Origin of the sequence: Bacillus sp. FSL W8-0920 (genome assembly GCF_038593215.1) — a bacterium.
In the GTDB taxonomy this organism is placed as follows: Bacteria; Bacillota; Bacilli; order Bacillales; family Bacillaceae; genus Bacillus; species Bacillus pumilus.
On record NZ_CP151974.1, the window covers coordinates 1,748,585 to 1,765,381 of the forward strand.

The window sequence follows — 16,797 nt, forward strand, 5'->3', positions numbered from 1 at the left end:
ACCACCTACACATTAATGTAAGTGGCTATTTGTCTATCTAATTTTTCATTTATCTGATTGAATTCATCTTTTACTTCATTACTGAATTCAACAATATTGCATTCAATTCCTTTTAATTGTACTGAAAGTTCATGAATAGCTTTTAGAATTTGTTCGGCTTCAGCCATATAGCTTCACCTCTGCCCAATTATAAAACTGCTCATTTTCTTCCAACTTGGTAACTGTAGATTTAATTTCCTTCACATCTTGTTTGATGATTGATACGTCCGCAGCCAATTGTTCGATTAAATTAAGTAGCTTTTCTTCCATTTTGCTTACCTCTAATCTATTTGTATCACCATTGCAATTGTTTTGTTTAACGAATTTCAAAAAAATAAAAAGCAATACTTTTGCTTAAGAGTCATTAGAATCATCTTCTGTAATGTAAAGTAAATCCTCAATTTTTATATCCAAGGCTTCGCAAATCTTGCCTAGTGTCTCACGTTGGTATTGTTTAGCGGTGTTATTGTAAAACCTTCTAACGGTTTCAAATCTCAGGTCATTCCCGAAGGCGAAACCCCTAATTGATAAGCCTCGTTCATCTAATATTTCTTTCAATCTTGTTTTAACAATTTTAGTCAACAGTTTCACCTCCTTTTTGATTATAACAAAAAACAGAATCTAAAAGTGGATTTTCTTAAAAATCGACTACAAAAAAGTGTTGACACCTTTAAGGTGTTGATTTATGATTAAGTCAACACCAAAAACGTGTCAAAGAAGGAGAGTTAGATGAACCATATCACAATCGTTCAAACCGAATTCAACACACAAGAAATCAACAATCTTTACTCAGCAATCATTGTTAAAGAAGGCTATGCAGTAGGGGAGTGTGATGGTCAGATCGTACTAGCTGAAATCACTAAACGAACTGACGGTAACTATGATGAGGGAACGATCTGGTATATAGGAAGAAACGTTCCATATGCAGACTTAGAAACGCTTGCTGAGGTCGTTACACATCTATTGAAGCAAATCACGCTTTGGGAAGCCTTAACCGACTTGAGGATATTAGAACCGAAGAATCAAGAAACTGAATTTGATTGCATCATACTTGATCCAACTAAACCAATTACAAAGGGGAAATGAACATGTTAAACAATGTTAATCCAAACTGGAAGTTATCTGTAGGGCAAAGAGTTCTAAACTTATACGGAGAGGTTGGAACAGTGGTTGAAGTACATAATAATGGACAATATAGCGTGGAGGATGATGATTATAATTTGCTTGAGATTTATGATCGTGGTGAGTTAGCTGTAGTGGGGTTAATCTGATGGGGAAGCTATTTAGAAGATTCATAGATGAGTTACTGTTTGTAACAATCATGAGCACATTAGGGCTATTCCTACTGCTCATGATCGTCATTTCTAGCTGATTAGAAAAGTGTTGGCGCACTATCTAATCTGATGGGTTGGTACACTCCCATGATACCAGCCCATTCTAACTTATTTTTTATCTATATTCAATAGAACGCATTGCGACCTCATTTAAACATAGGTCGTGGATTTTGTGAGGTAAGTAAAGTTTACCTCACCTAACTAAATAGAATCAGTCTATACTCCTGGATCAAGGTGTTGTCTTTAGTGATGCCTATTTTAAGGGTAAGACTGTCGTGGAATGCACTAACACACGTTAAACTTGAAAGGGTAGTGACTCAGCCGATGCGATAAATGAGGATAGGATACCACTGTGCTTCCCTATTTGTACATGTATCTGAAAGGCGAAAGCTGCCATTAAGTGCTGAACGAAGGATGGGTGTATCGTTTCTGACGATGCAGGACAAGCCACAAGTATGAGAGTCCAATTATGGGCTTTCTGAAACTGTTAGGGACACTTGACACAGTAGGCTTGTTTGGAGAATAACCAACGGCAAATAGGGTGACACATACGGATACCATAAGCTTGATACACTATCAAGTTAGTCAGTCGCCTGTCTGAGTTTGTTTATTTTTTTACAAGCAAATTCAGGCAGACAACTTGTCCAGCCGTTGTCCATTGCTTTCAACCTATCAAGCCAAAAAGCAAACGACAAGTCAAGACTAATTATAAAATTACCGATAAACTACAGTAACTAGGGCATTTTGGAATAAATCTGGGTCTCTTGGAGGTGTATCTCGTTTTTGATCATCTGCAAATCCAATTACATCAGTTACTTCAGTGCTAGGATGAATATATTTAGGGCTGTGATACCACGGTTCCTCTGCATCAGGTGGTGTAGATTTGCACCATCCGGTTATAAGATGTTCAATAGTTTCATTACAATCGTTATAGAATTCCCAGTCTTCTGTCGAACGAGAATGGTTACCTCTTTCAACTAATGGTTTGATATCAGGTAATGAATAAACAATTACTGCGTTCTCATGATCTGCTCTAAAACTAAAACGGTAAATTACGCTTTGTTTAGGTTGAATTCGAATAGTGTGTGACCATTCCCATCTAATTCGAAGATTTTTATCAGGACCATAATTATTCACAAATACTCAACCACCTTTTAAAATATTTTCATGAGTAATATTCACATTTTTATTAAAAATATTCATGCTAATATGGCTTATTAAATTGTGATTTGTACCATATTAGGGTTGGGGAACTCGGAAGTGGATTTAAATCAAAACGCATTTTTGCGTTCAGTCGTATGAAACTACGGTATTCTTTTCATTCAATCTAAATTTTCTGTATAATTAAGGAAATGAAACTAGGGGGACTACAAGTGAAGATTCTTAGATTTGAATATGAGAATAATAGATTTAAATTACACGCAATGTTTATGGACGATATTTCAGGCATGAGAGATGATGATATTCAAAGAGATATGTTGTTTAAGAGTAAAAATATAGTTAAAGCTGCTTTGGGCTTTGAGGGTTATTTGAAACAAGAACATTTTTCAACATACGAAGAAACCAATTCTGTGTATTGCTCATACACGTCTTGAAAGGATAACAAGATAAGAAGCGTTTAGAACGTGAGTTAGACGAAGTCAAGAATATGGAGCAAGATGAATTGATTGAGGATTAATTATTAACCCATGTTATCATAGAAGAAAATGGATAATGGGGGATTGTCAGTAAATGCTCAAATCAAAGTTAGTTGTTTGGACGTTTATCGTTGTGACTGGATTCTACATGCTGGTGAGTCTATGGAACATTGCAGTATTTCCAGATAAGACATGGACGGATTACGCAGGACAGATTTTGATTGTCGTTTTTGGGAGCATGGTGAATGGTTTAATCGCTGCATTCTTTATGTACGCAGCAGCCATGTTAGTGAAATATATTAATGGTAATAAAGCTTAAATTTGCAGACAGGGAGATGTTACCCTGTCTGCTTGTTTTAATTAAACACTAATGAAGTTTGTTAAAAACAAAGGGTGGGGCATGATGCTAGCACCTTATTCGTCGTTCTGTAATTTTTATATTGTCGTATATAAAATAAAAAATGAAAGCAGGAATTAAATGTTAAACATCAAAATTGATGAAGAAGAAGTTAGAAAACTTTACATAGATGAATTGGAGAAACACTTAAATAAGCTCGACAATGAAAAACTGTTTTGGAATACTAAGGAGCTAGAATACCAGACAAGTATGTGTATGAACACTATGCAAAAAGAGTTTTTCTTTGATAAAGATTTCCCAAAAAGAAAGATAGGGAACAAGTGGTATTACCCTGTCGCTCAAACTAAAGAATTCCTATTAAAATGGATCAATAATCAATAAAAAACCAGATTAAACTCGCTGCGATTTTGACCACAAAATTGACCACTTTTTGACCACCTATGGATAATTGAAGATGAGTTAAGATGAGGATTCTATTTGTCAAAACGTTGATTTAATAGGGTTAAGAAGCTACAAATTACATATATTAAGTAATAAATTATGTTTAGAACCCAAGTACACCCATGGGAACGCGATCAGTATATGTCTCAGTATTAATCAAGAAACCCCTTGGAGCTATTGGCTTCAGGGGGATTTTATTTTGGTCTCAATTTATATTAAAAAAAGAAGAAAATGGGGTGTGAATCTATATTTAAAAAGAGAATAGGCGTTCCTAAAGAAAATGTTTTAAAGTTGTTTCTACGCCACCAACTTCAATACCACTTCTAAGCAATTCTCATGTTTTAAGCATCAACTTGCTCTTCTTTTTTGTACTAAATCCACCTTTAGAAAGCTCTGTTACTTCCTGTGTTACAGGATCCATATGTATAATTTTTTACTGCCATGCTGTTCCTCTTTTAATGCACTCTACATAAAACATACCTTTTATAGAAACGTATTTTTGCATTTTGCGGGATACCGAAAATTTTTAAAATGACCACCTTGACTTTACATATGTTGTAAATATCGTGTTAAAATTATACAAAGGAAATGAGAGCAAGGGGGTAATGGGATGTCGGGTTTGATTTCCTCTGTAGATGTAGCAAACACTCTCAACAAATGGTATTTACATATTAAAAAGAGGGAAGTTTCACAAGCAGTAGAGTTGAGGGATGAGATTCAAGAGATGTTAGGCGAAATGGAAGAAAATCAAGATGTTTTACTCTATTTCAATATTCTTGATTATAGATTTAAGGTACTTATGGAAGATTTAGTGGGGCAGCCAACAATAACAGAAAGCGAAAGAGTCAAAACAGATGACATGCTAAGGTTTTACTTTTATCTTTTCAAAGGTATGTACGAGAGTGCAAGGAATAATTATTCAGAAGCTCTAGTCCTATTTAGAGTAGCTGAGAGACAATTGGACAAGGTACATGATGAAATTGAAAAGGCTGAGTTCCATTATAAAATTGGCACACTCTACTATTTCAATAAGGTCACGCTCCTTTCTCACCATCATCTACAAACAGCAAAAGATATCTATAAAGGTCATGAAGGTTACAGCATACAGACCATAAACTGTAATATGTTGTTGGCACTGAATTTGATTGATGATGGTAGACTAGACAAAGCTGAAAAAATGCTTTTGGAGTGTGTTGATAGACTAATTGAGAAGAATGATAAGAGATTGTTAGCGTTGGCTTATTATGATTTAGGATTTCTCAAAATTCAGGATGACCACCATATAGAAGCCATTGAATATTTTAACAAAGCAATTTTCGCAGATGATCTAAAACAGTCAGCCCCTGTTTCATACTTACAATGTGCGTATGAATTTGCAAGATCAAGCTATAAATCAAATCAATTGGATCAGGCAATAAGTTGGGTTGCTGAGGGGAAATCCTTTTCTAAAGAACAGCAAAACACAAACTTTATTTTGAAATTCAATATCCTTGAGAAATGTTATACAACACCACGGGAAAGCTATGAGGATATCAAGAAAGGGCTATGTTTTTTGGAAGAAAGAAAAGCATATGTTGATATAGAGGCTCTAGCTCCTGATGTTGCATCCATTTATAAGAAGTTAAATCTTTATGAAGAAAGTAACTACTTCTTGGAATTGGCTTTAAAATCTTGTACGCTTATAGGAAAGGAGGTCATATGATCATGAAAAAAATAATGATGATGATTACTACTGCTTTGCTATTAGGTACAATTCTTGGAATGCCTGTTGGACAACAAACTCAAGCTGATGCTAAAAATGAGGTAGTGTTACTTTTCTCTAGAGGTGCAGGTTCATAAAAGCGATAGGGTTTTAATCCACCACTACGGAGGATAATTGGTTAAAAAACGATAAAGTGGATTAAAGTGTCAGGCTCCTTATGGTATTCTAGTAAAAGAATATTCCATAAAAGGAGTCTTTTTTATATGAAAATATTAGATGCTCCATCTTTACTATCAGCTGTCGAACAGAGGTCAAAGGCCTATCATGAGCTTCAAGAAGAGATGAAACTTGTGAAAAAAGCATTAAAAGGTGTATCGGGATTAGGTGATGAGTTTACTGGAAAAGGTGCAGATAATATCAAAGCTTTTTATAATGATCTTGCACTATACACAGACACTTATCTTGATTTTATCGATATGCAAAAAGCTTTTTTAGATGGAGTGAAAGGAAAGCTGGATGATGAATCATTAGGCGGGAGTACATTTATTGATGAGCACTTCCTAGATGCTCAATTGAAGCAAGGCATTCAGAACAATAAAGATATGGTCAAGGAACAAAAAGAAGCTCTTTCCACTATTTTTGACGATATCAGTGATTTAATTGAATTACACACATTTTCAAGTAAAGAGGTCAATGAACATTTAGACGATGCGAACAAAAAAAGAAAAGAGACAATTGATGCTTTACATAAAATAGATCATGAGCTAAAAACAGAATACGCAAAATCAGAAGCGATTGAGAATCACCTCAAAACTTTTTATGCAAAGATGATGGCTGCTACAGGAAAAGGAAAGAACGCTCAACCCATGTATTATGATGCAAAAGCATTTCATGAGACAGATGTGTACAAGAATCATGATAAAATCGATGCACAGGTGAAAGCATATTTAAAAGTGAAAAAAGAAGAAAAAGAGAAACGAAGAATTAAAGAATTGAAAGAAAAGCTCAATGATCCTTCGTGTATATCAGAAGCGAAATACTTTGAGATTGTAGACGAAATTGGATATGAAAATCTTTCTTACGATCAAAAAATGTATTACAGCCAGCTGCTCCAAATCAAAGCGCAGGAAGAAGCATCAGAGGTATTCGTTGATAGTGTAAAAGGTGCTGCAGTTGGTCTATATGATGTGGCCAAAGATACAGTGACCGGAATATATGATCTTGTGACAGACCCTGGTGGTGCCGTAGAATCAGTCATTACGGCTGTTTCTCATCCAATTGAAACATCGAAAGCGATTGGAAAATCAATTTCAGACTCATTCCAAAAAGAAGTCATAGATGGTGATGCGTATTCTCGTTCACACTGGTTCGCCTATGCGACTGGTTCACTAGCAGAAATCGTCTTTGGTTCCAAAGGGGCAGGAGCCATCACAAAAACAGGGACAACCGCGGCCAAAACTACAGTGAAGAAAGGGCTTGAACAAGGAGCAAAATCATTAGACAGAGTCTCTATTCCGAATCTATTGCCGTACTCACCAAAATTTCAAATGGCTGGTGGACCGAAGCTCCCGTACAATGTATTTGACGGGGAAAAACTTAAAAATAAACTCCTCTCCATGGCTAAGCGTCTAGACAACAACTCAGGCTACGGCATCTCTCAGACAGGCAGACGCTTACCAGCACAAAAATCACCGCCAACCGTTGTCAGTTACGGAGACCACTATGTGAGATGGAAACGGAAAAAAGTATTAAAACCAAATGTTGTTTATTCAACAAAGCAAGGGTATACCTACACAACCGATCACTACGGACGCATTGTCAAAGTTGAAGCAAGTGATTTAAAATACGGAGAGGTCAAAAGAAACCAATACGCCCAATCTAATTCAGGTAAGCCAGATCGATTACTGGATGATGATGGTGGGCATTTAATTGCGTCAATTTTTAAAGGTTCAGGTGATATTGATAACCTGCTTCCGATGAATTCACAGATTAATCGTAGTGGCGGGAAATGGTATGAGATGGAGCAAGAGTGGTTAGCTGCATTGAAAGAAGTTCCTCCTGAGAAAGTATCTGTTTCGATAGAACCAGTTTATAAAAGTGATTCATTGAGACCAGAACGTTTTGTTGTTGAATTTAAAATAGGTGATGACGATTTACAAAGATCAATTATTAAAAATCAAAAAGGTGGATAAACAATGGAATTAGAGAAACTAGATACTCTGTATGGTGAAATTGCACAAATTGTTAATGAGATGATACCAAAAGAGTGGGATGAAGTTTGTTTATATGCCGAAATATTAGACGACTCTGCAGAGATTAATTTTTATTATAGATTAAAGGGAGAAACAGCATTTCTTTACTCGCATAATATACCTGAAGATCATAATGTAAGTAAGTCAATCTATAACGAGTTTTTAATAAAATTACATGATTTGTTTGAAGAGCTACAACAAGCATATGAATTAATTAATCCAGAAAAATGGACAAATTTAACTTTAAAATTAGATGCAAATGGTGAATTTTCCTTAGACTTAGATTATGAAGATATATTGAATCAAGGAATTAATGGGTCTCAAAGAAGAGCAATATGGGCTTACGAAAATCTTGGAATACTTCCTAAAAGAAAATCAGTCAGGGAATTTCTTGAGCAATATATTAAGAACAAAGAATAAAGTTACAACTACTTACTGCCCTCCAAATAAAGGAGGGTTTTTGTATTAGAATAGACATATGATCCAGGGAAAAGTTTACCAGCAAGAGATTTCCATCTGTGATTCAACTTGTACCGACTGAATTACATAAAAATGTACCGCATATTGGTGCTGTATCAGACTTGAGAGGAGGCTATTAAAATGAGCTTTCAACAAATTAAAGATAAGCTAAATCAATATACTATTGAATACAGATTGACAAGTGATAAAACAATGGAACAAATAAATAAAATAAGAGCAGAAAACAATTATAATATTTCTTCTGACTATAAAAGTTTTATAAGCGACTATGGAGAATATTGGATTGAAGATAATATATACACCGATTTAAAAGAATGGCCAGTTTGGCTACTGGAGATTAGTGAACAAGACCAAGGTAAAATCTATTTTGGGATCATGAACTTAGAGATGGAGAACAGGATCTGTTCCTGATTGCTGATACGTTTACTAAATTTATTGAAAGTTTATTTGTTGTTGAAGAAGATGATGAAAGTGACACAGGAGCTTTAGGAATCCAACTTAGTGACGACCTCTTGAAAATGTTAAAGGAAGAAGATAAATATTTACTAATCTAAATAACTTTTAAGTTTAAAGGGTGCTAAAGTGCATCCTTTTTATTTATTAAAAAATAATGTAAATGGGTGTTTTAGTTTGTATTAGCTATAGAACGTAGTAATGCATGATCATAATTATTTAACGGAGAAAATCTCAAAAATAAACTCCTCTCCATGGCAAAGCGACTCGACAACAACTCAGGATACGGAATCTCCAAAACGGGAAGGCGATTACCAGCACCAAAATCACCACCGACTGTTGTCAGTTACGGAGATCACTATGTGAGATGGAAACGTAAAAAAGTATTAAAACCGAATGTCGTTTATTCAACTAAGCAAGGCTACACCTACACAACCGATCACTACGGACGTATTGTCAAAGTTGAAGCAAGTGATTTAAAATACGGAGAGGTCAAAAGAAACCAATACGCCCAATCTAATTCAGGTAAGCCAGATCGATTACTGGATGATGATGGTGGGCATTTAATTGCCTCTATTTTTAAAGGGTCTGGGGATATTGATAATCTTGTGCCGATGAATTCACAGATTAATCGAAGCGGTGGGAAATGGTATAAATTGGAACAAGAGTGGTTGGCAGCTTTGAGGAAAGACCCACCTGAGACTGTGTCAGTTTCCGTAGAAAATATAAGATATGAAGGAGATTCTATGCGGCCCTCTTTATTTAAAATTAAATATAAAATTGGTGATCGGAGAGTTAAAAAGGTAACGATTGAAAATAAGTCAGGAGGTTAATTAAAATGGAGATGGAACCATCGTATGAAGTTTATCAAGAAATTTTGAATACAATAAATGATATAATACCTGTTGATTGGGAGAATGTTTTGCTATATGCAGAAATCCTGAATGACTCTCGAGAAGTTTATTTTTTCTTTAATACAAACAAACAACAAAAATATATGTATTCTCATGATATTCCTGATATATTTGACGTCAGTGAAAATATATATGATGAATTATTAATTAATTTACAGGATTCTTTCAAAAAACTGAGAGATGAATTTAAAATCAACAATCAAGAAGTTTGGACAAATTTAACACTAAAGATTAAGAATAGGAATCAATTTGTCATAGATTTTAATTATGATGATGTATTGAACTCCCATTACAATACCTATCAACGAATGGCTATTTGGGAATATGAAAATTTGGGAATTCTCCCTGAAAATGAGGAAGATAGAGAAGTTGTGTTGGAGTTTATTAAAAACAAAGAAGAAAACAACTAACACATTGCCCTCCTATAATTTGGAGGGTTTTTTTAATACCAATATTTACATCGAACAAAAGTTCTTAAAGCTCATTGATAAAGAACATTCTGTTGCTGTTTAATCCTTCAAGAAGAATGATTAAATGCTTAGAAAAAAATGACTGCGATGATGTTACCTGAGCATGTTGCACAACTTAACCATGATTTAGCAGAAACGAAAAAAATAGATAAACCAATTATAGATGAACGACAAACAGAAGAATTCGAATTAACAATTGCTTATGCAATAAGTGTTAACAAGCCTTTGACTTTTCAATTTTTGATTAATGTATACAGCCAGCTGCTTCAAATCAAAGCGCAGGAAGAAGCATCAGAGGTATTCATTGACAGTGTAAAAGCAGTTGGTCTATATGATGTGACCAAAGATACAGTGGTTGGCATCTATGATCTTGTAACAGACCCTGGGGGTGCCGTTGAATCGGTCGTAACAGCTGTTTCACTCACACCCAATTGAAACATCGAAAGCGATTGGAAAAGCCATTTCAGGCTCATTCGAAAAAGAAGTCATAGATGGTGATGCGTATTCACGGTCACACTGGTTCGCCTATGCGACTGGTTCACTAGCAGAAATTGTCTTCGGTTCTAAAGGGACAGGAGCCATCACAAAAACGGGGACAACGGCGGCGAAAACTACAGTGAAGAAAGGGCTTGAACAAGGAGCAAAATCATTAGACAGAGTCTCTATTCCGAATCTATTGCCGTACTCACCAAAATTTCAAATGGCTGGTGGACCGAAGCTCCCGTACAATGTATTTGACGGGGAAAAACTTAAAAATAAACTCCTCTCCATGGCTAAGCGTCTAGACAACAACTCAGGCTACGGCATCTCTCAGACAGGCAGACGCTTACCAGCACAAAAATCACCGCCAACCGTTGTCAGTTACGGAGACCACTATGTGAGATGGAAACGGAAAAAAGTATTAAAACCAAATGTTGTTTATTCAACAAAGCAAGGGTATACCTACACAACCGATCACTACGGACGTATTGTCAAAGTTGAAGCAAGTGATTTAAAATACGGAGAGGTCAAAAGAAACCAATACGCCCAATCTAATTCAGGTAAGCCAGATCGATTACTGGATGATGATGGTGGGAATTTAATTGCGTCAATTTTTAAAGGTTCAGGTGATATTGATAACCTGCTTCCGATGAATTCACAGATTAATCGTAGTGGCGGGAAATGGTACACTATGGAGCAACGGTGGTTGAAAGCTTTAAATTCAAACCCACCTAAACAAGTAGCATTGAGCATTGAACCTATCTATAAAGGAGATTCATTACGACCTGTTAGTTTCTCTGTGGAGTATAAAATTGGAGAACGTTATTCTCAAGCATTTATTAAGAATCAACCTGGAGGTTAAAACTCAATGGAAGAATTAGAAATAAACTATAAAAAAATAGCAGAATCAATTAATGAATTAATACCATGTGATTGGGATAAAGTTTGGATGTATGCAGAAATACTTGATGATTCGGCTGAGATAGTGTTTTATTTTAATGAGCAAAATGAAAAAGAATATGTAAATGGACATCAAATTCCTCATAAATATAATGTAAGTAAGTCAACATACATCCACTTATTATACGAACTTAGTGAAATTTTTGAAGAGTTGAAAAAGACATATATACAAAATGATTTAGGTGCTTGGACAACAGCTACTCTCCAATTAGATGTTTCAGGGAAATTCACTATTGATTTTGGATACGAAGATGTTTATTCTTTAGGAATTGACAATATACAGAGAATAGCAGTTTGGGAATATGAAACCTTTGGATTTCTCCCTGAAGATGAGGAAGATAAAGAAGCTGTATTAAATTATTTAAAAAATAAAGACGACAACTAACACGCATTACCCTCCTAATCAAGGAGGGTTTTTATGTGCCTGTATTTGATATTTCATATCATAAAAAACTCATTCCATTATTTAAACCGATAAACCGTCACTTCACACCCACCCAATACCTCTTCAATCATGCCTTCCACAATCGCCCAATCGCCGCCAGCCAGTCCGCAGCCGATCCCGTAGGGAATGGCGATGGAAGTATGGTTTTTCGTTTCATTTGAATGGGTTACTGTGTCATTTAGGCTTTGCAAGCAGCTGCGTAAGGCATCGTAGTCCGTTTGCATTCTTTTTCTTCCGTATCCGGTTTGAGCAAATAAGTTAGCAATTGTTTTTCCGTCATTAGTTGTGATGAGTTGAACGGAGCTTAACAAGTCATCTCCTTGTTCTGTACATAATTTTTTATACTCTTTGTACACATTGGGATATTTGCTTTTGATTTGTTTGGCTAATCCAGCGCCCATGACCCCTTTACAGTTCACCTGGTGACAGATGATGTCTTCACTTGCCTCTAAAATGTTGCCATCCACTGTTTTGATCATATCGTGTAACCCCTTTTTCATAAAATAGAAACATAAGTTCTATTTTATCAGTTTTGACCAAATGATTTAATAGCAAAATGCTTTTTATGAGTTTCGTTTATTTGAAGACACTTCAGAATAACTTGATTGTCAAAGCTGGTGCATGTCATCTAAAATATGAAAAGACTAGAAAACACGAAATAAAGCAAAAACAGTGAGGAGTCATTTATGAATCAATTAGAAACGAATCGTTTAATGCTTAGACCGTTTTGCGATGAAGATGCAGCAGGGATGCTTGAGTACTTGTCTAATCCAAGAGTAAATTGTTTCCTCGCTGATCGAATTTCTTCATTAGAAGAAGCTTTGGCTATAGTGAAAAAGAGAAAAGAAGACCATTCATATGTAGCGGTTTGTTTAAAAGAAAGTGGGCAGATTATCGGTGAGTTGTTTCATTTAAAAGAGGATCCTGATACGTATTCAATCGGCTGGAATTTCAATGAAGCATATGAAGGAAAGGGATATGCACGAGAGAGCGCTGTGGCGCTTTTGTTCTATTTATTTGTAGAAAAGGCAGCAAGGCGGCTTTATGCCTATGTAGAAGATGATAATGTCCGTTCGCAGGCATTATGTGAGCGATTAGGCATGCGGAGAGAAGGCCTTTTTCTTGAGTTTATTTCATTTACTACATATGAGGATGGCACCCCTAAATATGAAAACACGTACCAATATGCTTTACTTAAAAAGGAATGGGAGCAGCATCACTCTCTATAGAGCAGTAAGTAAATGATGTCAGTGACAGCAAAGTGACAAACATGTCATATGGTTCCATGGTTTGTTCGTTCAATCGATGGAAGAGTCATCTTATTTCAATTATCCTTGTCATAAATCGAGGAAAAAGGAATGAAATGAGATGCAGCGATATAATGAAGATTTATTTAGGTGGGTGAATCAGCTCAGTATCGATCATGGTTATTTGAATCCGATATTCATTGGACTAGCTGAATATACTGTGCTGTTAGCAGCGCTCACGTGTCTGTTCATATGGTTTCAAAGTCGAAGTAAAACCAATAGGGGAATGGTGGTATCTGCTGGACTTACTTTCATATTGGCAGAGTTAATTGGGAAAATTGCAGGATTTTTTTATTCCAACCAGCAGCCCTTTGCCGAAATGAGTCATGTCAACCTTTTGATTCAAAAGGAAGTGAATAACTCTTTTCCGAGTGATCATACCATCTTGATTTTTTCTGTATGTCTGATCTTTTGGCTTTTTCACAAACGCCATGTTTATTGGCTGATCATAGCGTGCGCCGTTGGTTTTTCAAGGATATGGGTAGGTGTCCATTATCCTTTTGATGTCTTAGCAGGGGCTGTTATAGCGTGTTTAATAGCGGTTGCAGTTGTCTATTTACCGATATGTCAAAGGAGCGTGAATGCCATCTTGTCATGTTATGAGTGGCTTGAGCAGAACGTTGTAAGAAAGAGAACAAAATAACATGTTGCAGCAAAATGCCCCGATCTAATAATGGCTCAGATCGGGGTACTTTTTATTTTCGCCAAAACGTTGTACAATCCGCTTTGTCTTCGATATTAAATTCGATGATTTTCTTTAGGAGAGGATAATCAACTGGCAAGCTTTCCTTCATGCGAAACATCTTTTTTCCATGATCGTAACCAGCTTGTACAATGTCAGCTGAAAAGTGATCAATTCCTTTTCCTTCTGGTGCGACAGAAATGTGATGTTTTGCCACGCTAAACCCAATAATAAATGTGCCATGGTCTGTGAACATGGGCTGATTCCAAGCAATTTTTGGTTCTAATTGAGGGAATGTGTCTAAAATCCATTGTAAAATGTCTTGCGTGCGCTGCTTCAGCTCTGGGTTACCAATGTTGCTTACATACTCTTCAAACACATGCATGATATTTTATCCTCCCATTCCATCTACCTCATAAGCCTCAGACGGGATTCGAACCCGCACTCCTTTCGTAAGCATAGGCTAGGGGCAACACGCTTCCCTACGGAATTTCACCGACAGGAATTTCACCTGTCTCAGCTCGTGTGCTTTTCGGTGCTTCTGAAACCCTTGCCTTGCGACCCGCCAGCTACAATTTGTTTTACGGCGCTCTTCCCTTCTAGAGCTACTGAGGCGCGGAAGTTATTGATCATATTATATAAAGAAACTGGATAAATGAAAAGCTGTGCTGATAATTAGTTTACTGATCTATAGGCGAATCGCACAAAATAGTCAAAGGCACATATGATAAAAGACCATATGGATTTGTATACAGCATTGAATTGGGCTGATGGAAAGTGACAAACCTGTTGATGAGTAAACTGAAAGAGATAAACAATCAAACAAAAAATGAAAGCTTTACTCACAAGCGTTCAATGAGTCCTTCTTTTTTGCTACTCATGGAAGATGGAGAACCTTTCTACTCATGGGTGTTCTTTGAAAAAAGTGTGTTTAAGACTTGCTATTTTTCCTTGATTTCCATCAATGAAGAACAGAATTGTGTGGTGTTAGAGCTTCTTGTTCCATGCTGCATGCGATCGGCGTGCTGTCAGAAAGTTTTATATCGATCCAGTTCAAAGATCCTTGTTGATCTTTCTTTTTTATGCGGAATGATTGAAGCAGAACAACCAGTCTATGATGCGATCATTTTAAAGAACATAGAACCTCACCACCTCCTTCTTGGTTTTTCAACATCGCCCAGTTCGGTTGAAATCTGGCGAAATGGAACAAAATTACCAAATGCAGCAACAGTGATTTTGCATCATCATGATGATCAAGATGTGCCGGTTTCTATCACGATTCAAACGAAAAAATCATGTCACGATATATGTGTTCAAAAAGGAGAAAGTCGATCGATTACTGTAAAAGATATGATGTTGATTTTCAATCATCAAACCACTGAAAAGGTGCAAGCATGTTTAGACATTCAATTGAACATGGTACAAAGGAAAAAAATAAGGCTTTGAGTCTGGGATAAGCGCACAATCTTCGTAGATCACTAGATCATAGTCTATCAAGAATAGGTTGAAGGAGGGTTAAAATGGCTATTTTAGGCGGGTGTAGTAATGAGCAAACAGGCTTTGTGAATGATGCGGTATGCTTCACAGTCGATTTAGCAGCAGCAGCGGATCCAGTAGTCGTCTGGACGGATGGAACACCATTTGTCATAAACGGGACCATTATGGTGGAAAACAACGGAATCGTGGCTGTAGCTCCAACTGTGACATTAGAGGTCAACGGTGCGGCTGTTCCAGATTTCACTGTACCTCCAGGAGAGAGTCGATCCATTACGCTAAGTGATCTTAACTCCATTGGGATTGTAGCTACGGGTGGGACCTCGACTGGAAGTATTGTCGTTTCTTTTTCTCTCAATTATCAGTATTAGTGTGTATGTCTTGAAGATTCCACAGTTTGAAAGAAGTGAGAGGCATGTGTGCCCAGCTTAATATGTGTGGAGGAATAACGGGTCCAACAGGAGTAACTGGCCCAACCGGATCAACGGGATCAACTGGCCCGACCGGATCAACGGGTTCAACCGGATCAACTGGCCCGACCGGATCGACGGGTTCAACCGGATCAACAGGATTAACCGGAGTAACTGGCCCAACAGGATCAACAGGTTCAACGGGAGTAACAGGTCCAACCGGATCAACGGGCCCGACGGGAGTAACGGGTCCAACAGGATCAACGGGTTCAACCGGATCAACAGGATTAACCGGAGTAACAGGAGCAACAGGTTCAACGGGTATAACCGGTCCAACCGGTACAATTGTAACCGCTAACTCAATGTACGCGTCTAATACGTCGGGAAGTACAGTGCTTGTTGTCCTAGGCGGGACAGCGGTTTCTTTGCCTAATAATCAGAGTTTAGATGGTTTTACGGCAAGTGGTGGAAATACGATTTTTACAGTGCCAGTCTCGGGTCGCTATTTCATCACTTATCAAGTGAACACAAATGCAGCGCTGCTTGCTGGAACAAGGCTGGTTAACAGCGGATCTGCCATTCCCGGTTCTATATTAACACCCGCTTTATCGGCATCTACCTACAACGTATCACTCATTACAACACTTGCAGCAGGTAACCAAATTTCTCTCCAAATTTTCGGTTTAGTCGCAACAGTGGTGTTACTTGGGGGAGGGTCTGTTGGAGCGGCACTTACCATCATACGATTGGAATAAGTACAAAAAGCCCCCAAAAAGGGCTTTTTTCATTTCATCCCGAGATGATTGTTTATTTTAAAACCGAAAAAAGACGGAATTTTTACGCAAACATCATTGGTTAGAAAAAAGAAAAGCTTTTTCAAAGGAAACGGTTATTGAAGATTTAAGTGATTCATATTAAAATGATCTCGAATGGACTAAT

27 protein-coding genes and 1 pseudogene are annotated in these 16,797 nt (G+C 36.9%); 21 read left to right on the top strand and 7 right to left on the bottom strand.

Features of this window, described 5'->3' with window-relative positions; genetic code table 11:
* Positions 1-5: 5 nt before the first annotated feature.
* From NSS78_RS08635 to NSS78_RS08645, 3 genes are all read right to left on the bottom strand, one after another.
* The gene (locus NSS78_RS08635; RefSeq protein ID WP_342468354.1) at positions 6-167 is read right to left on the bottom strand and encodes a hypothetical protein; all 162 of its coding nucleotides are present in this window, start codon (positions 165-167) and stop codon (positions 6-8) included.
* Positions 160-309: a hypothetical protein gene (locus tag NSS78_RS08640; protein WP_342468355.1), complete on the bottom strand. Its 150-nt coding sequence runs from the start codon at positions 307-309 to the stop codon at positions 160-162. The genes NSS78_RS08635 and NSS78_RS08640 overlap by 8 nt, the downstream gene beginning before the upstream one ends.
* Before the next feature lie 84 nt (positions 310-393).
* Positions 394-621, bottom strand: coding sequence for a helix-turn-helix transcriptional regulator (locus NSS78_RS08645; protein ID WP_268412847.1), 228 nt, complete (start codon positions 619-621; stop codon positions 394-396).
* A 147-nt stretch (positions 622-768) separates the two neighbouring features.
* Between NSS78_RS08645 and NSS78_RS08650 the strand changes: the two genes are divergently transcribed.
* Complete coding sequence (locus tag NSS78_RS08650) at positions 769-1,125, top strand: hypothetical protein (RefSeq protein WP_342468356.1); 357 nt, start codon at positions 769-771, stop codon at positions 1,123-1,125.
* A 2-nt stretch (positions 1,126-1,127) separates the two neighbouring features.
* A complete protein-coding gene (locus tag NSS78_RS08655) occupies positions 1,128-1,310 on the top strand; it encodes a hypothetical protein (protein ID WP_342468357.1) in 183 nt (60 codons plus the stop codon).
* A 777-nt stretch (positions 1,311-2,087) separates the two neighbouring features.
* On the opposite strand, the gene NSS78_RS08660 is transcribed toward NSS78_RS08655, so the two are convergent.
* On the bottom strand, positions 2,088-2,510 hold the full coding sequence (locus tag NSS78_RS08660; RefSeq protein WP_342468358.1) for a hypothetical protein: 423 nt from the start codon (positions 2,508-2,510) through the stop codon (positions 2,088-2,090).
* A gap of 236 nt (positions 2,511-2,746) precedes the next feature.
* On the opposite strand from NSS78_RS08660, the gene NSS78_RS08665 reads away from it, so the two are divergent.
* The 14 genes and pseudogenes from NSS78_RS08665 (at position 2,747) to NSS78_RS08730 (ending at position 11,905) form a co-directional block, all read left to right on the top strand.
* Complete coding sequence (locus NSS78_RS08665; protein WP_342468359.1) at positions 2,747-2,968, top strand: hypothetical protein; 222 nt, start codon at positions 2,747-2,749, stop codon at positions 2,966-2,968.
* A 136-nt stretch (positions 2,969-3,104) separates the two neighbouring features.
* Positions 3,105-3,329 (top strand): hypothetical protein, encoded by a 225-nt coding sequence (locus NSS78_RS08670; RefSeq protein ID WP_144678757.1) that lies wholly within the window; start codon positions 3,105-3,107, stop codon positions 3,327-3,329.
* Between the two features lie 159 nt (positions 3,330-3,488).
* A complete protein-coding gene (locus tag NSS78_RS08675; protein WP_008343967.1) occupies positions 3,489-3,749 on the top strand; it encodes a hypothetical protein in 261 nt (86 codons plus the stop codon).
* Between the two features lie 670 nt (positions 3,750-4,419).
* Complete coding sequence (locus NSS78_RS08680; RefSeq protein WP_137054602.1) at positions 4,420-5,511, top strand: Rap family tetratricopeptide repeat protein; 1,092 nt, start codon at positions 4,420-4,422, stop codon at positions 5,509-5,511.
* Between the two features lie 2 nt (positions 5,512-5,513).
* Positions 5,514-5,648, top strand: a complete 135-nt coding sequence (locus NSS78_RS08685) for a hypothetical protein (RefSeq protein WP_257736826.1) — start codon at positions 5,514-5,516, stop codon at positions 5,646-5,648.
* A gap of 126 nt (positions 5,649-5,774) precedes the next feature.
* Positions 5,775-7,703 (top strand): T7SS effector LXG polymorphic toxin, encoded by a 1,929-nt coding sequence (locus NSS78_RS08690; RefSeq protein ID WP_342468360.1) that lies wholly within the window; start codon positions 5,775-5,777, stop codon positions 7,701-7,703.
* Positions 7,704-7,706: 3 nt separating this feature from the next.
* Positions 7,707-8,183, top strand: a complete 477-nt coding sequence (locus NSS78_RS08695; RefSeq protein WP_137054600.1) for an immunity protein YezG family protein — start codon at positions 7,707-7,709, stop codon at positions 8,181-8,183.
* A 98-nt stretch (positions 8,184-8,281) separates the two neighbouring features.
* Positions 8,282-8,362: an HNH endonuclease gene (locus NSS78_RS08700; RefSeq protein ID WP_327841104.1), complete on the top strand. Its 81-nt coding sequence runs from the start codon at positions 8,282-8,284 to the stop codon at positions 8,360-8,362.
* Position 8,363: 1 nt separating this feature from the next.
* Positions 8,364-8,654: a hypothetical protein gene (locus NSS78_RS08705; RefSeq protein ID WP_137054599.1), complete on the top strand. Its 291-nt coding sequence runs from the start codon at positions 8,364-8,366 to the stop codon at positions 8,652-8,654.
* 257 nt (positions 8,655-8,911) lie between these two features.
* A pseudogene (locus NSS78_RS08710) lies at positions 8,912-9,529 on the top strand (DNA/RNA non-specific endonuclease); the annotation flags it as partial.
* 5 nt (positions 9,530-9,534) lie between these two features.
* On the top strand, positions 9,535-10,020 hold the full coding sequence (locus tag NSS78_RS08715; RefSeq protein WP_327841101.1) for an antitoxin YezG family protein: 486 nt from the start codon (positions 9,535-9,537) through the stop codon (positions 10,018-10,020).
* 147 nt (positions 10,021-10,167) lie between these two features.
* The gene (locus NSS78_RS08720) at positions 10,168-10,515 is read left to right on the top strand and encodes a YolD-like family protein (RefSeq protein ID WP_327841103.1); all 348 of its coding nucleotides are present in this window, start codon (positions 10,168-10,170) and stop codon (positions 10,513-10,515) included.
* A 181-nt stretch (positions 10,516-10,696) separates the two neighbouring features.
* Complete coding sequence (locus NSS78_RS08725) at positions 10,697-11,422, top strand: DNA/RNA non-specific endonuclease (RefSeq protein ID WP_342468361.1); 726 nt, start codon at positions 10,697-10,699, stop codon at positions 11,420-11,422.
* Between the two features lie 6 nt (positions 11,423-11,428).
* Positions 11,429-11,905, top strand: a complete 477-nt coding sequence (locus NSS78_RS08730) for an immunity protein YezG family protein (RefSeq protein WP_253622587.1) — start codon at positions 11,429-11,431, stop codon at positions 11,903-11,905.
* A 77-nt stretch (positions 11,906-11,982) separates the two neighbouring features.
* On the opposite strand, the gene NSS78_RS08735 is transcribed toward NSS78_RS08730, so the two are convergent.
* Entirely contained in the window at positions 11,983-12,444 is a 462-nt protein-coding gene (locus tag NSS78_RS08735; protein WP_327840990.1) for a macro domain-containing protein, read from the bottom strand.
* A gap of 207 nt (positions 12,445-12,651) precedes the next feature.
* Here NSS78_RS08735 and NSS78_RS08740 point away from each other — a divergent pair, with 207 nt between their 5' ends.
* Together NSS78_RS08740 and NSS78_RS08745 are read left to right on the top strand one after the other, a co-directional pair.
* On the top strand, positions 12,652-13,194 hold the full coding sequence (locus NSS78_RS08740) for a GNAT family N-acetyltransferase (RefSeq protein WP_335352048.1): 543 nt from the start codon (positions 12,652-12,654) through the stop codon (positions 13,192-13,194).
* 139 nt (positions 13,195-13,333) lie between these two features.
* Complete coding sequence (locus NSS78_RS08745; RefSeq protein WP_327840994.1) at positions 13,334-13,915, top strand: undecaprenyl-diphosphatase; 582 nt, start codon at positions 13,334-13,336, stop codon at positions 13,913-13,915.
* A gap of 52 nt (positions 13,916-13,967) precedes the next feature.
* Here NSS78_RS08745 and NSS78_RS08750 read toward each other — a convergent pair whose 3' ends face one another.
* Positions 13,968-14,339: an iron chaperone gene (locus tag NSS78_RS08750; protein WP_284906580.1), complete on the bottom strand. Its 372-nt coding sequence runs from the start codon at positions 14,337-14,339 to the stop codon at positions 13,968-13,970.
* Between the two features lie 407 nt (positions 14,340-14,746).
* Here NSS78_RS08750 and NSS78_RS08755 point away from each other — a divergent pair, with 407 nt between their 5' ends.
* A complete protein-coding gene (locus tag NSS78_RS08755; RefSeq protein ID WP_212046737.1) occupies positions 14,747-15,400 on the top strand; it encodes a CotZ-related putative spore coat protein in 654 nt (217 codons plus the stop codon).
* A gap of 74 nt (positions 15,401-15,474) precedes the next feature.
* Positions 15,475-15,819, top strand: a complete 345-nt coding sequence (locus NSS78_RS08760; RefSeq protein WP_034660755.1) for an S-Ena type endospore appendage — start codon at positions 15,475-15,477, stop codon at positions 15,817-15,819.
* Here NSS78_RS08760 and NSS78_RS08765 read toward each other — a convergent pair.
* Entirely contained in the window at positions 15,803-16,222 is a 420-nt protein-coding gene (locus tag NSS78_RS08765; RefSeq protein ID WP_327841045.1) for a DUF4573 domain-containing protein, read from the bottom strand. The two genes, NSS78_RS08760 and NSS78_RS08765, sit on opposite strands and share 17 nt — an antisense overlap.
* Here NSS78_RS08765 and NSS78_RS08770 point away from each other — a divergent pair.
* A complete protein-coding gene (locus tag NSS78_RS08770) occupies positions 16,221-16,613 on the top strand; it encodes a hypothetical protein (protein WP_233421740.1) in 393 nt (130 codons plus the stop codon). The genes NSS78_RS08765 and NSS78_RS08770 overlap by 2 nt on opposite strands.
* Positions 16,614-16,797 lie beyond the last annotated feature (184 nt).

What these genes read in the sequence shown, in the direction of transcription:
- NSS78_RS08695 (WP_137054600.1), top strand. Translation starts at nt 7,707, where the DNA reads ATGGAATTAGAGAAACTAGATACTCTGTATGGTGAAATTGCACAAATT.
- NSS78_RS08705 (WP_137054599.1), top strand. Translation starts at nt 8,364, where the DNA reads ATGAGCTTTCAACAAATTAAAGATAAGCTAAATCAATATACTATTGAA.
- NSS78_RS08730 (WP_253622587.1), top strand. Translation starts at nt 11,429, where the DNA reads ATGGAAGAATTAGAAATAAACTATAAAAAAATAGCAGAATCAATTAAT.
- NSS78_RS08675 (WP_008343967.1), top strand. Translation starts at nt 3,489, where the DNA reads ATGTTAAACATCAAAATTGATGAAGAAGAAGTTAGAAAACTTTACATA.
- NSS78_RS08670 (WP_144678757.1), top strand. Translation starts at nt 3,105, where the DNA reads ATGCTCAAATCAAAGTTAGTTGTTTGGACGTTTATCGTTGTGACTGGA.
- NSS78_RS08690 (WP_342468360.1), top strand. Translation starts at nt 5,775, where the DNA reads ATGAAAATATTAGATGCTCCATCTTTACTATCAGCTGTCGAACAGAGG.
- NSS78_RS08740 (WP_335352048.1), top strand. Translation starts at nt 12,652, where the DNA reads ATGAATCAATTAGAAACGAATCGTTTAATGCTTAGACCGTTTTGCGAT.
- NSS78_RS08685 (WP_257736826.1), top strand. Translation starts at nt 5,514, where the DNA reads ATGAAAAAAATAATGATGATGATTACTACTGCTTTGCTATTAGGTACA.
- NSS78_RS08770 (WP_233421740.1), top strand. Translation starts at nt 16,221, where the DNA reads ATGTACGCGTCTAATACGTCGGGAAGTACAGTGCTTGTTGTCCTAGGC.
- NSS78_RS08755 (WP_212046737.1), top strand. Translation starts at nt 14,747, where the DNA reads ATGAGTAAACTGAAAGAGATAAACAATCAAACAAAAAATGAAAGCTTT.
- NSS78_RS08720 (WP_327841103.1), top strand. Translation starts at nt 10,168, where the DNA reads ATGATGTTACCTGAGCATGTTGCACAACTTAACCATGATTTAGCAGAA.
- NSS78_RS08680 (WP_137054602.1), top strand. Translation starts at nt 4,420, where the DNA reads ATGTCGGGTTTGATTTCCTCTGTAGATGTAGCAAACACTCTCAACAAA.
- NSS78_RS08655 (WP_342468357.1), top strand. Translation starts at nt 1,128, where the DNA reads ATGTTAAACAATGTTAATCCAAACTGGAAGTTATCTGTAGGGCAAAGA.
- NSS78_RS08745 (WP_327840994.1), top strand. Translation starts at nt 13,334, where the DNA reads ATGCAGCGATATAATGAAGATTTATTTAGGTGGGTGAATCAGCTCAGT.
- NSS78_RS08635 (WP_342468354.1), bottom strand. Translation starts at nt 167, where the DNA reads ATGGCTGAAGCCGAACAAATTCTAAAAGCTATTCATGAACTTTCAGTA.
- NSS78_RS08640 (WP_342468355.1), bottom strand. Translation starts at nt 309, where the DNA reads ATGGAAGAAAAGCTACTTAATTTAATCGAACAATTGGCTGCGGACGTA.
- NSS78_RS08735 (WP_327840990.1), bottom strand. Translation starts at nt 12,444, where the DNA reads ATGATCAAAACAGTGGATGGCAACATTTTAGAGGCAAGTGAAGACATC.
- NSS78_RS08715 (WP_327841101.1), top strand. Translation starts at nt 9,535, where the DNA reads ATGGAGATGGAACCATCGTATGAAGTTTATCAAGAAATTTTGAATACA.
- NSS78_RS08650 (WP_342468356.1), top strand. Translation starts at nt 769, where the DNA reads ATGAACCATATCACAATCGTTCAAACCGAATTCAACACACAAGAAATC.
- NSS78_RS08760 (WP_034660755.1), top strand. Translation starts at nt 15,475, where the DNA reads ATGGCTATTTTAGGCGGGTGTAGTAATGAGCAAACAGGCTTTGTGAAT.
- NSS78_RS08750 (WP_284906580.1), bottom strand. Translation starts at nt 14,339, where the DNA reads ATGCATGTGTTTGAAGAGTATGTAAGCAACATTGGTAACCCAGAGCTG.